Source organism: Streptococcus sp. SM5, from assembly GCF_027497975.1.
The window spans coordinates 10,186-25,848 of the sequence record NZ_JAJNSC010000011.1; the positions used below are offsets into that span (position 1 = coordinate 10,186).

At 37.9% G+C, this 15,663-nt stretch carries 11 protein-coding genes; 2 read left to right on the plus strand and 9 right to left on the minus strand.

From position 1 onward, the window contains the following. Window positions 1-50: 50 nt before the first annotated feature. The 3 genes from addA to PAN07_RS09395 form a co-directional block, all read right to left on the minus strand. A complete protein-coding gene (addA, locus tag PAN07_RS09385) occupies window positions 51-3,701 on the minus strand; it encodes a helicase-exonuclease AddAB subunit AddA (RefSeq protein WP_269797749.1) in 3,651 nt (1,216 codons plus the stop codon). Then, window positions 3,698-6,949 carry an ATP-dependent nuclease subunit B gene (rexB, locus tag PAN07_RS09390; RefSeq protein WP_269797822.1) on the minus strand — a complete coding sequence of 1,084 codons (3,252 nt, stop codon included), beginning with the start codon at window positions 6,947-6,949 and terminating at the stop codon, window positions 3,698-3,700. The genes addA and rexB overlap by 4 nt, the downstream gene beginning before the upstream one ends. A gap of 132 nt (window positions 6,950-7,081) precedes the next feature. After that, entirely contained in the window at window positions 7,082-7,753 is a 672-nt protein-coding gene (locus PAN07_RS09395) for a CPBP family intramembrane glutamic endopeptidase (protein ID WP_269797750.1), read from the minus strand. A 183-nt stretch (window positions 7,754-7,936) separates the two neighbouring features. Here PAN07_RS09395 and PAN07_RS09400 point away from each other — a divergent pair, with 183 nt between their 5' ends. After that, window positions 7,937-8,746, plus strand: coding sequence for a Cof-type HAD-IIB family hydrolase (locus tag PAN07_RS09400; RefSeq protein ID WP_269797751.1), 810 nt, complete (start codon window positions 7,937-7,939; stop codon window positions 8,744-8,746). Between the two features lie 48 nt (window positions 8,747-8,794). Here the strand turns inward: PAN07_RS09400 and PAN07_RS09405 are convergent, their stop codons facing one another. The 6 genes from PAN07_RS09405 to glmU form a co-directional block, all read right to left on the minus strand. Further along, window positions 8,795-9,055 carry a SemiSWEET family transporter gene (locus PAN07_RS09405; protein WP_269797752.1) on the minus strand — a complete coding sequence of 87 codons (261 nt, stop codon included), beginning with the start codon at window positions 9,053-9,055 and terminating at the stop codon, window positions 8,795-8,797. 149 nt (window positions 9,056-9,204) lie between these two features. After that, a complete protein-coding gene (pcrA, locus tag PAN07_RS09410; protein ID WP_269797753.1) occupies window positions 9,205-11,508 on the minus strand; it encodes a DNA helicase PcrA in 2,304 nt (767 codons plus the stop codon). Window positions 11,509-11,628: 120 nt separating this feature from the next. Next, window positions 11,629-12,324 carry a 5'-methylthioadenosine/adenosylhomocysteine nucleosidase gene (locus PAN07_RS09415; RefSeq protein WP_269797754.1) on the minus strand — a complete coding sequence of 232 codons (696 nt, stop codon included), beginning with the start codon at window positions 12,322-12,324 and terminating at the stop codon, window positions 11,629-11,631. A gap of 10 nt (window positions 12,325-12,334) precedes the next feature. Beyond that, complete coding sequence (gene macP, locus PAN07_RS09420; RefSeq protein WP_269797755.1) at window positions 12,335-12,646, minus strand: cell wall synthase accessory phosphoprotein MacP; 312 nt, start codon at window positions 12,644-12,646, stop codon at window positions 12,335-12,337. A gap of 11 nt (window positions 12,647-12,657) precedes the next feature. Next, window positions 12,658-13,203, minus strand: a complete 546-nt coding sequence (locus PAN07_RS09425) for an NUDIX hydrolase (protein WP_269797756.1) — start codon at window positions 13,201-13,203, stop codon at window positions 12,658-12,660. Between the two features lie 9 nt (window positions 13,204-13,212). Beyond that, window positions 13,213-14,592, minus strand: coding sequence for a bifunctional UDP-N-acetylglucosamine diphosphorylase/glucosamine-1-phosphate N-acetyltransferase GlmU (glmU, locus tag PAN07_RS09430; RefSeq protein ID WP_269797757.1), 1,380 nt, complete (start codon window positions 14,590-14,592; stop codon window positions 13,213-13,215). Window positions 14,593-14,749: 157 nt separating this feature from the next. On the opposite strand from glmU, the gene PAN07_RS09435 reads away from it, so the two are divergent. After that, entirely contained in the window at window positions 14,750-15,550 is an 801-nt protein-coding gene (locus PAN07_RS09435) for a GH25 family lysozyme (RefSeq protein WP_269797758.1), read from the plus strand. The last annotated feature ends 113 nt before the right edge of the window (window positions 15,551-15,663 follow it).

Genomic DNA, 15,663 nt, shown 5'->3' on the forward strand with positions numbered 1-15,663 from the left:
CTGAAAATAAATAAAAACTACTGTCAAGTATGACAATAGTTTTTACAAGATTAGTTCACCTCGACCACTTCAACCATATCTTTGCCAAGCAAAATCAGATATTTTTCAACCTTGTCTATCTGATAAGAACGGGATAAGGCTTCTGCATATAGAGATAATTGACCTCTATAACGTTCAATCAGTTGACTTGGATATTCATAATGATCTGTCTTGTAGTCAAAAAGAACAATTTTATCCTCATAGAGGAGATAACCATCTAAGATTCCACGAACAACAAAGTCTTCCTGACTCTTAGCATCTCTTTTTAACATAGAGAAGGGTTGTTCTCGATATAGTTTATCTTGATTTGCAAGAATCTCTTGACCAAGAGCTGTATCAAAGAAAGACAAGATTTTATCAAGATTAACTTTATCTTTAACAGCTGAAGTTGCTTGAACTTGCTCCAAGGCTTCTGTCAAGATTTCCAAAGTAGATTCTTTATCGAGATTGATTCGCTGCATGAGTTCATGGGTAGCACTACCAATTTCAGCTCCAGTGACTTTTTCTGTCTTGGAGAAGTCTGGAAGTTCAAACTGAATAGTATTTTCTTTTGGTTTACTTTGACCTGCTACTACTACACCTTCCATATCCATGACTGGTTCATAAAACTTCTTAATCTGACTCGGTGTCTGAACACTTGGAAGATTGATTGCTGCACGGTGGATTTCGTTATAGACTTCCACTTCTTTCAGCATTTGTAGAGCTTCCCTGATGGTATCGGATTGACGATTGTCTGCTTGGGACTGATCTTGAAGTTGACTTTTATGTTCCAATTCTCCGATAGCTTCTTTGGTTAGGTCTTCTTCACCTTCAAAGCGCACACTAAAGTGCAAATCCTCTTTAGAAAATGCTTGATAGATGGCCCAAATCCAATCCTGGAAATTTTGAGCGTCTAGTCTAATTTCTCGACTCAAAAGACCTTTTCCATTTGTCGGATATTCTTTAGACTCTAATTTTTCACGTGATCCTTTTCCAACTAGATAGAGTTTTTTCTCAGCACGTGTCATGGCTACATAGAGCAAACGCATGAGTTCAGAATAACTTGCTAATTGGAGTTCTTCCTCATTTTGCGTATATGTTAAGCTTGGGATAGATAACTTAATCGTAGATGGAACATATTCCTCTTTTGCATTTGTAGCGACTCTAGCTACATAATTTAATCCAATTCCATTTGTGCGACTGAGGATAACCTCAGACATAGTATCCTTCTTGTTGAATTTTTGATCAATATTGAGGATAAAGACATAAGGAAATTCAAGCCCTTTACTCTTATGAATACTCATAAGTTCTACTGCATCCTTAGGTGGTGCTACAGCAACATTGGCAAGATCATGCTGGGCTTCCAAGACTTGGTCAATCATTCGAATAAAGCGAGATAATCCCTTAAAATTACTCTTTTCAAACTGATCAGCTCGTAAAGCTAAGGCATAGAGGTTAGCCTGTCTAGCCTGACCATTTGGCAAAGCACCAACATAATCATAGTAGTAACGTTCGCTATAGATTTTCCAAATAAGGTCATAAAGCGAATGAGTTTTTGAGAACAAACGCCAAGAATTAACAGTTTCCAAGAAAAGGTTAAGCTTTTTATGGAGTTCAGATTTTATTAAATCCTTTTGGAGGCTAGTTTGTGCTTGAGCATTGACTAATTTTTCATAAAAGTTCTCTTGAACTTTATCCTCAGATTTTTGAAGTGCGAGACGTGCTAATTCATCCTCATCAAAGCTAAACATCGGAGACTTCATCAGAGCTACCAAAGCGAAGTCTTGCAGAGGATAATGGATGACACGAAGAGTATCCAACATCACCTGCACTTCTAGGGATTGCAAATAGTTTGCTTGAGCACCGTCTGTCTTGACAGGAATACCATATTCAGACAAGGCTAGCAGAACTTGATCATTACGACTTCGACTAGCAGTTAAGAGAGCCATGTCCTTGAAAGGTACACCCTTATCATTATGAAGATGCAATATCTCCTTAATGACCATTCGCATTTCACCAGTCAGTTTGTTGGTCGAAAACTCTTCCTCTTCCTTAGAATCACCGTCAACATCCTTATCATACAAGAGGACTTCTGCCTTGTTCTCTAGATCTGGTTGTAAATCAGTATTACCGAAAACAAGCTGGTGCATACCATCATAAGTAATCTCTCCAACTTCCTCGTCCATAAGATGCTTAAAGACGTCATTTGTAGCATCTAGAACTTCTGAACTACTACGGAAGTTTTCCTTGAGCAGTATTAACTGACCTTCTTTGCCATCCTGAGCAAAGCTGTGGAATTTTTCATTGAAGATTTGGGGATCTGCCTGTCTAAAACGATAAATAGACTGCTTAATATCTCCCACCATAAAACGGTTATGGCCGTTTGAGAGGAGTTCCAACATTCTTTCCTGGATATGGTTGGTATCTTGGTACTCATCGACCATGACTTCGTGGAAGCGTTCCTGATACTCTTTTCGAACTTGAGGGAAGTTTTCCAATATCTCAATCGTATAATGGCTAATATCCGCAAATTCAAAGGCATTTTCTTCACGTTTACGCTTTCGGTAGGCATCAATAAAATCACTCATGAAAACTTGAAAAGTCTTTGCTAAGTCCCAAGACTCTTGATGATATTTTTCCTGGAATTTCAATAAAGTAATTTGGTCATTTAGTGCAATTAGCTTTTCAAATTTATCTTTTCTCTCTTCATTGTAGGCTTCTTTCAGTTCTAGGAGTTCAGCCTTGCGACTAGAATTTGTGAGAGCACGGCCACCCTTATCCTTAGAAATATTCACAACTCGCTCTAGAACTTCTTGATATTGATGAAAAGTTGATAAGTTGGTTAAAGCTCCAATTTCATCAAGAACTTGTTGAACAGCCTCTAAATACGCTGCTTTACCAAATTCCTTGGCATCATTCTCTAGATGGTAACGGAAGAAACTTTCCAAATCCCAGAGTCTTTGCTGAATGTCTTGAGCCAGCTTTTCTTTAGAACTTGTAAAATCGGCCTTTTCGAAACCTTTTAAGAAAGATTCCTGTAGCCAAGTCTGAGGATTACTTGTAGATTGCAAAAAGTCATAAATCATATAGACCTGTTTACGCAAACCACGCGCATCCTTGCTTTTTCCTGCAAAGTTTTTGACTAGCTTACTAAACTGTTCTTGTTCCTTACTTTGGTAGTGACTTTCGAAAACTTGTCGAAACACATCATTCTTTAAGAGGAGTTGCTCACTTTCATTCTCAAGAATGCGGAAGTTTGGAGCAAGATCGAGAAGATAACCATGTTTAGCCAGGAACTTCTGAGTAAAAGAGTCCATGGTTCCAATCGCAGCGTTTGGTAAATCAGCTAATTGTCTTCCAAGATGCTTTTTTAGCTCCATATCTTGAGTCTCTTGGATTTGTTGGCTGATTTTCTTTTCCAAGCGTTCTTTTAACTCGGTTGCTGCCTTTACCGTAAAGGTTGAGATAAAGAGTTGGCGAATTTCTACACCACGCGCTAGTTGATCAAGAATTCGTTCAGCCATGACAAAGGTTTTTCCTGAGCCAGCTGATGCTGAGACCAGAATGTTTTGACCATAACTGTAAATAGCTTGAATTTGCTCAGCAGTTTTCTTTGGTTTCTTGTCAGAATGAGCTTCTGCTACTTGCAACTCTTCAATCTCTTCTTGGGATAAAAATTTCATCGCTCCAACTCCTCTCTAATTTTATTAAACCATGTTTCCTTATCATTGCTCTTAGCAACCTTATCTAACAATCTAGCCTGACCTAAATGGTAATTAGCTTCAAAACCAGTTATCGACTGGTATTGTTGGACATAAGGGGCAATACTTCTGCCGTCTTCTGTATAGGGATTGATAGCAAATCTACCAGATAAAATCTTCTCTGCTGCTTTCTTATAAATAAGGGCGTTATAGTCAAGCAATAACTGGAATTCCTCATCAGACAACTGATAGGTCTTGTTTTTATTATATAGTTCCCCAAGGTTCTTTATCTCTTTTTCGAGAAATAGCCCTTGATATTTCATACTCTTTGTCGTTTCTGCTAAAGCCTTTGAAAGAGTTTTAACAGATTGTAAGGACTGAACTAGTTCAGCCATCTCTAAATACATGGCACCAAAGAAGTCTGTATTTCCTTCTTTCTTAAGAGCAGCTAGATAGGTTGGTAATTGTGAATTAAGGCCGTTATAGAAGAGAGGGAAATTAAACTGAGTCGCAGAAGATTTGTAATCTACAACACCAATAGTTTCACTGGTCTTTAAGCGATCGATACGGTCAACTTTCCCACGGACATAGACATTTCTGCCGTTATCTAACTGAACAAAGGCTTGTTCCTTACCACCAAAGACTGCTTCTTCCTGAATCGTTTCAATTTCAGAATTGTGACGAAGGATGTGACCTGTTGCACGCGCAACATCCAAAAGAACATCCTTGGTGAATTGAGCTTCTAAACTATCTTGATAAATGGCTTGAAATTCTCGCTCTTGACTGGTTTCAGAGATTGCTTGTTCTAAACGACGATCAAAAGGTGTATCAGCAGGAAGTTTCATAGCTCGTTCAAAAATACGATGTAAGAAATTCCCGTGACTTCTTGCATCAGGTCGTAGACGCAATTCTTCTTGCAAGCCTAAGACATATCGAAGGAAATAACTATATTCGTTTCGATAAAACTCCGTTAGTCCAGAAGTTGATAGATAAAAATCTTGATCTTGAGGATACAAGGCTTCCAAAGTTTCAGTAGCTAAGGTCTTACTTTTTGGACTTGTCGGTAGGACAGGATTATCAAGACCTTGATCTTCTAATTTTCTCCCCATAACACGAGCTAGAACCTTAATAAAGGTTAAGTCCTGCTCACTTGTCTCCGACTCACCTTGCTGGTGATAGGCAACAAGACTAGACAAAAGACTGTGATAAGAACCAATATCATCCTTTGATAGGTTTCTTCGATCGATTCTCTTTTCAATCTTGGTAAAACCAAAATCCTGCAATTCTTTCAGATAAACTGACTCTTTACTCTCGTTTTCATTGAGCAAGCTTGGCGCTGACAAGACTAACTGTTTACGAGCAGAATTGACTAAAGAAAGCATGGTATAGCGATTCTTCTTAAGATTTTCATGACTAGCAATCAATAATTGAGAGCCTTCTTCAGTACCTTGGTTTAAAACTTCTCTTTCTTCATCACTTAAAAGACTAGTATTTTGGGTGATTTTAGGTAGATGGTCCTGGGTTAAGCCAAGTGCATAGATGTAATCAGAAGTCAAAGGCGAAATCAAATCATAACTTTGCACCAGAACCGTATCTACCGTTGCTGGGATTGTACGATAATTTGATAAGGACATCCCTGAATGAAGAAGAGCCAAGAAATCATCTAAAGCGACCTGAGAACCTTCAAATACAGTCGCAAATTGCTCCATTACGTGGCAAAATGCCTTCCAGACCTCTTCTTGTCTTTCTTGCTCTGTCGCATCCATCGTTTCGGATAAGGATTGTAATTGCTTGGTCACAGATGCATCCTTCAAAAAGTTGTTCCATTTTGTAAGGATATTTTCAGTCTTTTGCTTACGACTGGATAATAAAGTTTCTAGTGGGTTTAGGACACGGACACGCAGATCATTTAATTTTTCTAAATCAAATTTTCCATGATGATTTTTTGTAAATTCTTGTTTAAAGTTAGAAAGTCCATCAATACCTAAATAGCGGATATATTGTTCAAAGCTATCGATTTCTTCCTGAGTAAGATCGGTGTATAATCCGGTTCGCAGGAGATTAATCAAATCTTCTTGACGGAAATAGTACCGTTTGAGACGTCCCACAGATTCTACAAATTGAGTCAAAGGATGATGAGCCATAGACTCGCTTCTCCCCAGATAGAAAGGAATCTGATATTGATTAAAAATTGTCTGCAAGGACAGTTTATAAGACTCTACGTCTCCTAGTAAGATACGAAAATTCTTATAGCTAAGTTCAGGTTCTTGGTGCAATTTCTGGCGAATGCTACGAGCAACGAGCTCCAGCTCTTCTTTCTGTGTCAGACAAGACCAGATTTGCAAGTCTTCTCTATCCTTAGCATCCACTTCTATACTGATTTCAGAATAATCATAAGCACTTTCCAGTAATTTTGAGGCCTTGGCAAAAGCATCAATATCTTTATGTTCTTGACATGCATCTTCTGCCTTGGTCTGATATTTAAATGCCAAATGACCTAGAAATTCAACACTAGCTTGATAGAGATTCCCTTCACTAAAAGGACTAGTGTATGCTTTCTTAGTTGCATATACACCAATAATAATTTCAACACCCTTACGATGAAGCAAATCCACTAGGTGTTCCTCTTCTGCAGAAAAACGGGTAAAACCATCAATGACTAGGGCTATCTTACTAAAATCACTACTTACCTTGCTTTCTTCGATAGCATCAATCAGATGAGATAATGGACTCCCTTGTGAAACTTGACCTTGGTTGAGATAAGCTGTTACCTTTTCAAAAATCAAGAGTAAATCAGAACGTTTATCAGCATCTGTCAAACTTTCCAAGTCCAAAAAACTCATCTTTGCAGTTGAAATTTCATGATAAATCTCAATCAGTTGCTGGATGAATTGAGGATCTTGTTTAATAGCCCCGTAAACACGTAAATCCTTCGGATCAATCTCGGACAGACATTTATAGAAAGCCATACCAAGACCGATATCATCGAGACTTGACCTCTCAGGAATATCATTTAAAACCAGATAACGAGCCATTTGAGCGAAGCGCGTGACTGTGATAGCAAAAGAAGCATGCTGACTCAAGCACTCCAGCACGGCACGTTCCTTTTCAAAAGAAAGAGAATTAGGGGCGATATAAAAGACTCGTTTTCCTTGGTCAACTAGTCCTTGAGCCTCCTTGGTTAGGATTTCTGTCAAAGAAGTCCGAATATCGGTATAAAGTAGTTTCATCTCTGCCTCGTTTGTTTTTGTCATTACCTTTTATTATATCATTTTTTAAGTAAAAACAGATTGATATAAAGCACTAATTTTAACCTGTCCCATATCAAAAAAGTCGGAATAAAATCCGACCTTTTATAGTTATTAACTACCAGAAAACAAGAGTACCCATAATTCCCAAAATGCTAAAATGTTAATCATGATATGGAGCAAAATGGGATAATAGAGAGAATGAGTTTTTCGGTAGAGGAATGCTACAATCGCTCCTCCGCTTGCATAGGTGAAAAAGGCAAGTGGTGTTATACCATCAGAAACATGCACATAGCCAAAGACACAGGCTGATAGTAAAACATCTCCATACCAAGGTGAATCTTTCAAAAATGTATTCATGAGAACTCCTCGATAAACCAATTCTTCTGTAATTGGTCCTAGCAGACAAGTAATAAGCAATAAATATAGTAACTCTTGTCGCCCTGTCATCTCAACTAATTCATTTAAAGACATTTGATTGGACGTTGCTGGGGTTAAAAAGGAAAACACAATACCTGAAATATGATTGACTCCATAAGCAAGAAGCAAATAAACTGGATATCTCCATTTCCACTTCAACTCAAGAATTCTTCCACCTTCGTATACTAGTAAATAAAGAATAGCTAGAAAAGTAACGCTAAACTCTAAAAAAGAAAGAATTTGAAAAAATTCTCTACTAGCAGGCACAAGCCTACCTGCAAAATGATTAAAAATCCACCAAAACCATGTCTTCCTATAAATAATTACTAACAAGGCTAGTAAAATCTGTACTGTTCTTCTTTTCATGATAAATCCTTTGATTATTTATCCATTATCAGTATAATATTAAATATATTACTAATTTAGTATATCATATTTTTGTTATCTATCTACTAAAAACCTAAATAGAAATGGCATTTCACTTAGCTTTAGACTTATTTGCCTCAAAATATGCTATAATATATGCAAAACACGTGAAAAGGAAATACTATGATTAAACTACTTGCCCTGGATATGGATGGAACTCTGCTCAACGAAGCCAAGGAAATCCCTCAGGCTCATATTGATGCCATTCATAAGGCTATCGAAAAAGGTGTCAAACTGGTTCTATGTACTGGGCGTCCTCTCTTTGGAGTTCTTCCCTACTACAAGAAACTAGGCCTAGATTTGCAGAATGAATACGTTATTGTCAACAATGGTTGTTCTACCCACCAAACTAGTGATTGGGGACTAGTTGATTGGAGAGAACTTAGCAAATCTGATATTGAATACCTGAATGACCTTGCTGAAAAAAGTGAAGTTCAATTGACTCTCTTTGACGAGGAACACTACTTCGTTCTCGGAGGCAAACCAAATCCTATCGTTCAATATGATGCGACACTCGTCTTTGCCGACCTGACTGAAATCACACTGGAAGAAGCTACTAGTGGGAAGTATCGTATGTTCCAGGGAATGTTTTTAGGGACAAAAGAACAGACAGATGACTTTGAACAACGTTTCGCTGAAGAACTTTGTCAAAAATTTAGCGGTGTTCGTTCACAACCAGTGATTTATGAGGCAATGCCACTCGGTACAACTAAGGCTTCTGCTCTTTCTCGTTTGGCTGAGATTTTAGATATCCAACCTTCTGAAATCATGGCTATGGGTGATGCCAATAACGACATTGAGATGTTAGAGTTTGCTGGGCTGGGGATCGCCATGGGTAATGCCAGCGACTACGTCAAATCTCTCGCTGATGCCGTAACTGATAGCAATGAAGAAGATGGTGTTGCACGTGCTATTGAGAAATATATTTTGTAAACAAATAAAAAGCAACTAACAGATAACTCTGCTAATTGCTTTTTATTTTTAGAATATTGCTGTCAATGCGGTAATAATCCCAAAAACGATACCTGGTGCATTAGCTGCTGCCAAAGGGATATCACGTTCTTTTTTAAAGAGTCCGTAGTAAACCCAAAGACTGCAGTTAAGTGCAGCTACTGCTGGTTGGATAAAATTCCCTTTTTGACCAGCAAGGTTATTCATAATTTGAGGAATATAAGAGACATACATCATTACAGACATAAAGGTTGCAATCCAACCCAAAGTTTTCATTTTTTTTTCAGACATTTTCTACTCCTTTTATAAACAGTTTCAATTATATACTATTTTTTTAGATAGTGAAGTTAAAAAGCTATTTGTTAAAAACTTGTAAACTATCACAATCTTGTGATAAGAGAATCAAAAAAAATACCCTCTTGCTATTTCAAGAGGATATTTTATTCGTTTAGAAACTTACTTTTTTCAATCGGTGCTACACTAGCCAAAAGTTTTTTCAAACCGACTTCTGAGAAATTGATTTTTAATTCCTGTGTTGAGCCACTACCTGATACTTCAAGCACAGTTCCTTCACCCCATTTTTTATGAAGAGCAATATCTCCGATAGACCAACTAGTTTCACTAGATGACGATTTACTAGTAGATGCAAATTGTCCAAATGGTAAACCACTTGATTGGATAGATGTGGGCGCAGTATTGCGTTTACGCTCTTGAAAAACCTGAGCCAGACTCATTCCTTGACCAAATGTAGTACCACCACTACTATATGACGCTTTAAAGCTTGTATTTGTCGGACGAGCCAAACCTTGATAGGTCAACAAATCTGAACTAATCTCGTTGATAAAACGGGTCGGACGATTATAACTAGTACGCCCAAAAAGCAAACGTGAGTTAGCATTAGTCAGATAAAGAATTTTCTCGGCGCGCGTGATTCCTACATAGGCGAGACGACGTTCTTCTTCTAATTCATCTGGATCTTCAGAGGCACGACTAAGAGGAAAGACATTTTCTTCCATACCGATAATAAAGACAACTGGAAACTCGAGTCCTTTGGCAGCATGTAAGGTCATTAAGGTTACTTCTGACGTCTCCTGACTGCCTGAGTCCGTATCTGCAATTAAGGCAAGGTCGTTCAAGAAACGACTCAGCTTATCTAGTCCTGTTTCCTCTTCTTGGCTTTCAGGATTGTCATCGAAGTTTTTGGTAACAGAGAGGAACTCCTCGATATTTTCAACCCGAGCCTTACTCTCCAAGGTTGCTTGGGCATTCAGGATATCAACGTAGCCTGTTTTTTCTAATACTGCTTCTACCAACTCAGTAATTGAAAGTCGATCAAGTTGTTCCCTCAAATCAAGGATCATATTTGCAAAGTCCCAAATAGACTGAGCCGCTTTACCTTTGATACCTGATAACATGATATTTGCCGAAGCATCCAGCATAGACATCTCTTGCATATTAGCAAAATCACGAATCTTCTCAACAGTACCTGGACCAATACCACGTTTTGGTTCATTGATAATACGCTCAAAACTGATATTGTCGCTCAAATTGGCAATGAGGTTAAGATAGGCAATGATATCACGAATTTCCTTACGGCTGTAGAATTTTGTCCCACCAACCATGGTATAAGGAATATTAGACTTGAGCAGAGCTTCCTCAATGGTACGTGACTGGGCATTGGTACGGTAAAGCACAGCAAAGTCTTTATGAAGGAAGTTATGAGTGCGACCAAGTTCATCGATGGTTTTGGCTACAAAAACAGCCTCGTCTTGTTCATCATTAGCACGATAGTAGACAATTTGTTCCCCATCCGCATTTTGAGTCCATAGATTCTTAGGACGGCGATTGTTATTGTTTTTGATAACGTCATTAGCCGCTTGGAGAATGGTTTTGGTTGAACGGTAATTCTCCTCTAACAAGACAACCTTTGCATCAGGATAATCCTTTTCAAAATCAAGGATATTTTGCATATCAGCACCACGCCATCCGTAAATAGACTGGTCAGCATCTCCAACCACACAGATATTTTTGAAGCGAGAAGCTAAAAGTTTAACGAGTTGATATTGAGCGTGGTTGGTATCTTGGTACTCATCAACATGGATATATTGAAACTTTTGCTGATAGTAAGTCAAGACGTCAGGATTTTGATCAAAGAGACGCAAAGTCAACATAATTAAATCATCAAAGTCAACAGATTCTGATTGACGAAGTTCTTTCTGATAGGCCGTATAACACTTAGCTACAATATCTGTATACAAATCACCAGCTTGGGCAGAGTATGCCTCATCGTCAATCAGATCATTCTTAGCATTTGAAATGGTTCCTAATATAGTCCGTTCATTCCATTTTTTTGGATCCAAGTTTAGCTGATTGAGAATGCGTTTCATCAGTGTTCGCTGCTCACCTGGATCGATAATGGTAAAGTTACGATTGTAACCAATATGATCCGCATCACGACGTAATATACGAACGCACATAGAGTGAAAGGTCGCTATCAAACAGTCCTGTGTAGCTGAATTTAGCCCATAGGCTCGTTCTTTCATTTCACGAGCAGCCTTGTTGGTAAAGGTAATGGCTAAAATATTCCAGGGATTAACCATCTTTTCATCAATTAAGTAGGCAATACGATGGGTCAAAACTCGTGTCTTACCAGAACCAGCCCCCGCCATGATCAGCAGTGGACCTTCTGTTGTTTGGACCGCTTCTGCCTGTCTGTCATTCATACCATATAATAAAGAATTCATTTTCTCTCCCAATTCTTCAAATCAATGTTTCTATTATATCAAAAAAGACTAAAAATAACCGCACTTGGAATAATCTAGCTTGTTTTCAAAAAAAGAACACTAAACAGTGTCCTTTTGATTTTATTCATGAATTGATTGTAAAAGTGTCAACAAGGCTTGAGCCGATCTGCGTCCTGCTTCTACGATAAATTCATCAAATGAAATAGAAGCTTCGTGGTTAGCATTATCACTCATGGCACGGACAACTAAGAAAGGTAGATTCAGCGCGTGAGCTGCTTGAGCGATAGCCGCTCCTTCCATCTCAACCGCAAGCACCTGAGGAAAATGTTCTTTTATAGCTTTAATCTTATCTTCACCCGCAATAAAACTATCACCGGTCGCAATCAAACCTAAATGCCATTTTTGGTTAAGTTTAGACAAACTCTCTTGAATCATTCTGACAAACTTCTTGTCAGATTCGAAATAGAGTGGTTGTTGGGCCATTTGACCGTATTCATACCCAAAAGCAGTTACATCAACATCATGGTAGGCAAGCTTTTCAGCAATAACCACATCACCCACTGAAATGCCTTCAGCAAGGGCACCGGCCGAACCTGTATTGATAACAGCATCTACTTTAAAGTGCTTAGCTAAGATTGCTACACTCATAGCAGACATAACTTTACCAATTCCACTCTCGATTAAGACAAGCTCGACTGAACCAATTTTACCTGTATGATACTTGTTTCCTAATACCGTCTCTTCTTGAGCGTTTTCTAAATGTTGAATCAGATAAACCAGCTCTTCTGGCATAGCTGCTATAATTCCAATTTTCATGATAGTCCCCTTAAATAAATCTCATTGCTAAAACTAGCAAAATCAAGAGTAAAATAACAGCAAAAAGAATCTTATTCAACTTAGAATTAAAGACGTTTCTCTTAGTATTTTCAATTCGACGGCTCTTATGAATTGAAGGCTCGACTTCAATTGTTAAAGTTTCCTGACTAAAACCATGATCTTTAGATTGATTGTAGGAAACACCTCGAGAAGAAGTCGGTAGAATCTTTGTCTCCTCGCTATCCAGCAAGGGAGCACCCGAGATGTCCTCTCCTCGATTAGCTCTTTCAATCATTTCATCAGTCAATAAAGGTTTTCCCATGGGTTCCTCCTCTATTTTTCTTGTAATTCCCAGTACTGGATTGCCATGATAGTCTTAGCATCACAGATATGACCAGACTGGATAAGTGCTTTTGCTTCTTCTAAACTAACTTCTAGTAGCTCTATGGTCTCATCTTCGTCCTGAGGACGTGGGTTTTCAACCTTGGCTAAGTCACTGGCTAGATATAATCTTAGTCTTTCGTTACAAAAACCAATTGCCGAATAAAAGTCATACAAAAGACTTAATTTACCAGTGTAAGCTGCTTCTTCTTCTAATTCACGAAGGGCTGCAGCTTCAGGGTTAGTATTTTCACCAATTTCTAGTTTACCTGCAGGAATTTCAACAGAAACTTTTTCAATCGACTTACGATATTGCTTGACCAAGACGATTTTATTTTCTGCAGTAACAGCTAAAACACAGACTGCACCATTATGAAAAATCAAGTCTCGCTGAGCAGTTCCCTTTCCAGCAGGTAATTCAACTTGATCCTGAACCAGCTGGAAAATTGGGCCTTTATAAATTTCTTTACGACTAAGTGTCTTTTCTTCGAATTCCATTAGAAACTCCTATTTATTCTTAGGATGATGAGGTAAACGAGTTGCAAGTTTTTCTTTGTTAGCTTGACGTCCACGTCCAATTGCTACAGCATCTGTTGGTACATCCTTGGTAATAGTTGAACCAGCGCCTACTAGTGAATTGTCTCCAAGTTCTACAGGTGCAATGATGGTTGAATTCGAACCAACAAATACATTGTCTCCAATAATAGTCTTATATTTCTTTTGACCATCGTAATTGACAGTAATCGTACCAGCACCAATGTTTACATCTTTACCAATCTCGCTGTTGCCAATGTAAGTTAGATGACCTGATTTAGTGTTTTCACCGATGCTCGAACCTTTGACTTCAACAAAGTTACCGATGTGCACATTCTTATCAAGGTTTGATCCTGGACGAATATGAGCGTAAGGACCTACTGTTACACCATCAGCTAAGCTACTTTCTTCAATAGTAGAGTTGGTGATTACAGCTCCTGAACCAATAGAACTATCTACGATGTAGGTACCATTAGTGAGAATAGTTTCAGCGCCAATCTTGCTAGCTCCTTTAATAGTTACATTAGCTTCAATTTGAACTTCTGGAGCAATTTCAACGTCAATATCAATATAAGTGGCTTCAGGATTTACAAAACTAACACCATTTACCATATGGGCTTGGTTAATACGACGGCGCATTACAGCTTCAGCAGTTGCAAGAGCTACACGATCATTGACGCCGAGACTTTCATCAAAGTCTTTTAATGTATAAGCACCAACTTTTTCTCCCGCTTCACGGAAAATACCAATTACATCCGTAATGTAATACTCTCCCTGTGCATTATTCGTATTGATATTTTTTAGAGCTTCAAAGAGACGAGCATTATCAAAAACGTAAGTTCCTGTATTGATTTCTTTGATTTGTTTTTCAAAATCAGTAGCATCCTTTTGCTCAACAATTCTAAGAACCTCAGCATTTTCATTACGTATGATACGTCCATAGCCAAATGGATTATCCGCTTCAGCAGTTAAAATCGTAGCAACATTTTTATGATTCACATGAAAATTAATCAAGTTCTTCAAACTTTCACCAGTAATTAAAGGAGTATCACCAGCAATGACTAAAGTTTGTCCAGTCAAACCTTCAAGGATTGGCTCAGCCATCATAACTGCGTGACCAGTTCCTAGTTGTTCTGTCTGTCTTACAAAATCTGTTTGACCTGCTAAGACTTGTTCAACTAGATCTGCCTTATGTCCTACTACTGTAACTGTTTTTTCAGGATTAATTACTCCCACGCTACGGAAAACATGCTCAAGCATAGAAATCCCAGCAACCTTGTGCATGACTTTTGGAAGATCTGATTTCATGCGAGTACCTTTACCCGCTGCTAAAATAATTGCATAATTTGCCATATTTTTCTCTTTTCTATAGAATTTCCATTACATTATACCATATTTTACCTCTTCAAACATAAAATTGGCTAAAACACATGGACACTTATTGCTTCAAACTGCCAGTTTTGAGTGTTTTTTTTGATTTTTTAACATATTTACGATAAACTAGAGGAGTATGAGAAAAAAAATTCATCCAGCTTTTGTTTTTACTATTCTAGCTGTGTTCATCGGGATTTTAATTATAAACCGACCAAAGTTTGAAGAGCATCCTGTTAAAACTAAACCGAATCCAGTACAAGTAGAAAATCAAGCATTACACAATTTAGATAAACCTATAATCGATTTATCTGGTTGGCAAAGACCAGCTGAAATAAATTATGATATTTTATCAAAGAATATTTCGGGTGCAATCGTTCGGGTTCATAGTGGAAATCAAATAACAACCGAGAACGATGCATCATTTACCAATGGTACAGATAAAGCTTATAGAAGCCATATAACAGAATTACAAAAAAGGAATATTCCTGTAGCAGTTTATGCTTATGTATCTGCGAAAAATGTTCAGGATATGGAAAAGGCTGCTGAGGCTTTCTACAACGCCGCATCTCCATATAATCCAAGTTACTATTGGCTCGATGTCGAAGAAAAAACCATGTCAGATATGAATAAAGGGGTCGAAGCTTTTCGTGCTAAACTAGCTGCCCTTGGCGCTAAAAACATTGGCATCTATATTGGAGTCTACTTCATGCAAGAGCATAGTGTCAGCACTGATAACTTTACTGCAGTTTGGATTCCAACTTATGGTACTGATTCAGGTTATTTTGAAAGTACTCCGGTGACAGACCTTGATTATGATCTTCATCAGTATACATCTAAGGGGAGACTTGTAGGATTTGATCACCATTTAGATTTAAACATGATTTCCTTAAATAAAGATAAGGAAGAAACATTTAGAAAATTATTTTTAAAACCATAAATATATACTTCATAAAGCAAGTCAGATATTCCTTCTGCTTGCTTTTCTTAATTTAGTCTACTTTGTGGTATAATATAATTTGAGATTATTTAAAAGAAAAACGGAGGAATTCC

What these genes read in the sequence shown, in the direction of transcription:
- glmU (WP_269797757.1), bottom strand. Translation starts at nt 14,592, where the DNA reads ATGGCAAATTATGCAATTATTTTAGCAGCGGGTAAAGGTACTCGCATG.
- PAN07_RS09405 (WP_269797752.1), bottom strand. Translation starts at nt 9,055, where the DNA reads ATGTCTGAAAAAAAAATGAAAACTTTGGGTTGGATTGCAACCTTTATG.
- addA (WP_269797749.1), bottom strand. Translation starts at nt 3,701, where the DNA reads ATGAAATTTTTATCCCAAGAAGAGATTGAAGAGTTGCAAGTAGCAGAA.
- PAN07_RS09395 (WP_269797750.1), bottom strand. Translation starts at nt 7,753, where the DNA reads ATGAAAAGAAGAACAGTACAGATTTTACTAGCCTTGTTAGTAATTATT.
- pcrA (WP_269797753.1), bottom strand. Translation starts at nt 11,508, where the DNA reads ATGAATTCTTTATTATATGGTATGAATGACAGACAGGCAGAAGCGGTC.
- PAN07_RS09400 (WP_269797751.1), top strand. Translation starts at nt 7,937, where the DNA reads ATGATTAAACTACTTGCCCTGGATATGGATGGAACTCTGCTCAACGAA.
- rexB (WP_269797822.1), bottom strand. Translation starts at nt 6,949, where the DNA reads ATGAAACTACTTTATACCGATATTCGGACTTCTTTGACAGAAATCCTA.
- macP (WP_269797755.1), bottom strand. Translation starts at nt 12,646, where the DNA reads ATGGGAAAACCTTTATTGACTGATGAAATGATTGAAAGAGCTAATCGA.
- PAN07_RS09415 (WP_269797754.1), bottom strand. Translation starts at nt 12,324, where the DNA reads ATGAAAATTGGAATTATAGCAGCTATGCCAGAAGAGCTGGTTTATCTG.
- PAN07_RS09435 (WP_269797758.1), top strand. Translation starts at nt 14,750, where the DNA reads ATGAGAAAAAAAATTCATCCAGCTTTTGTTTTTACTATTCTAGCTGTG.
- PAN07_RS09425 (WP_269797756.1), bottom strand. Translation starts at nt 13,203, where the DNA reads ATGGAATTCGAAGAAAAGACACTTAGTCGTAAAGAAATTTATAAAGGC.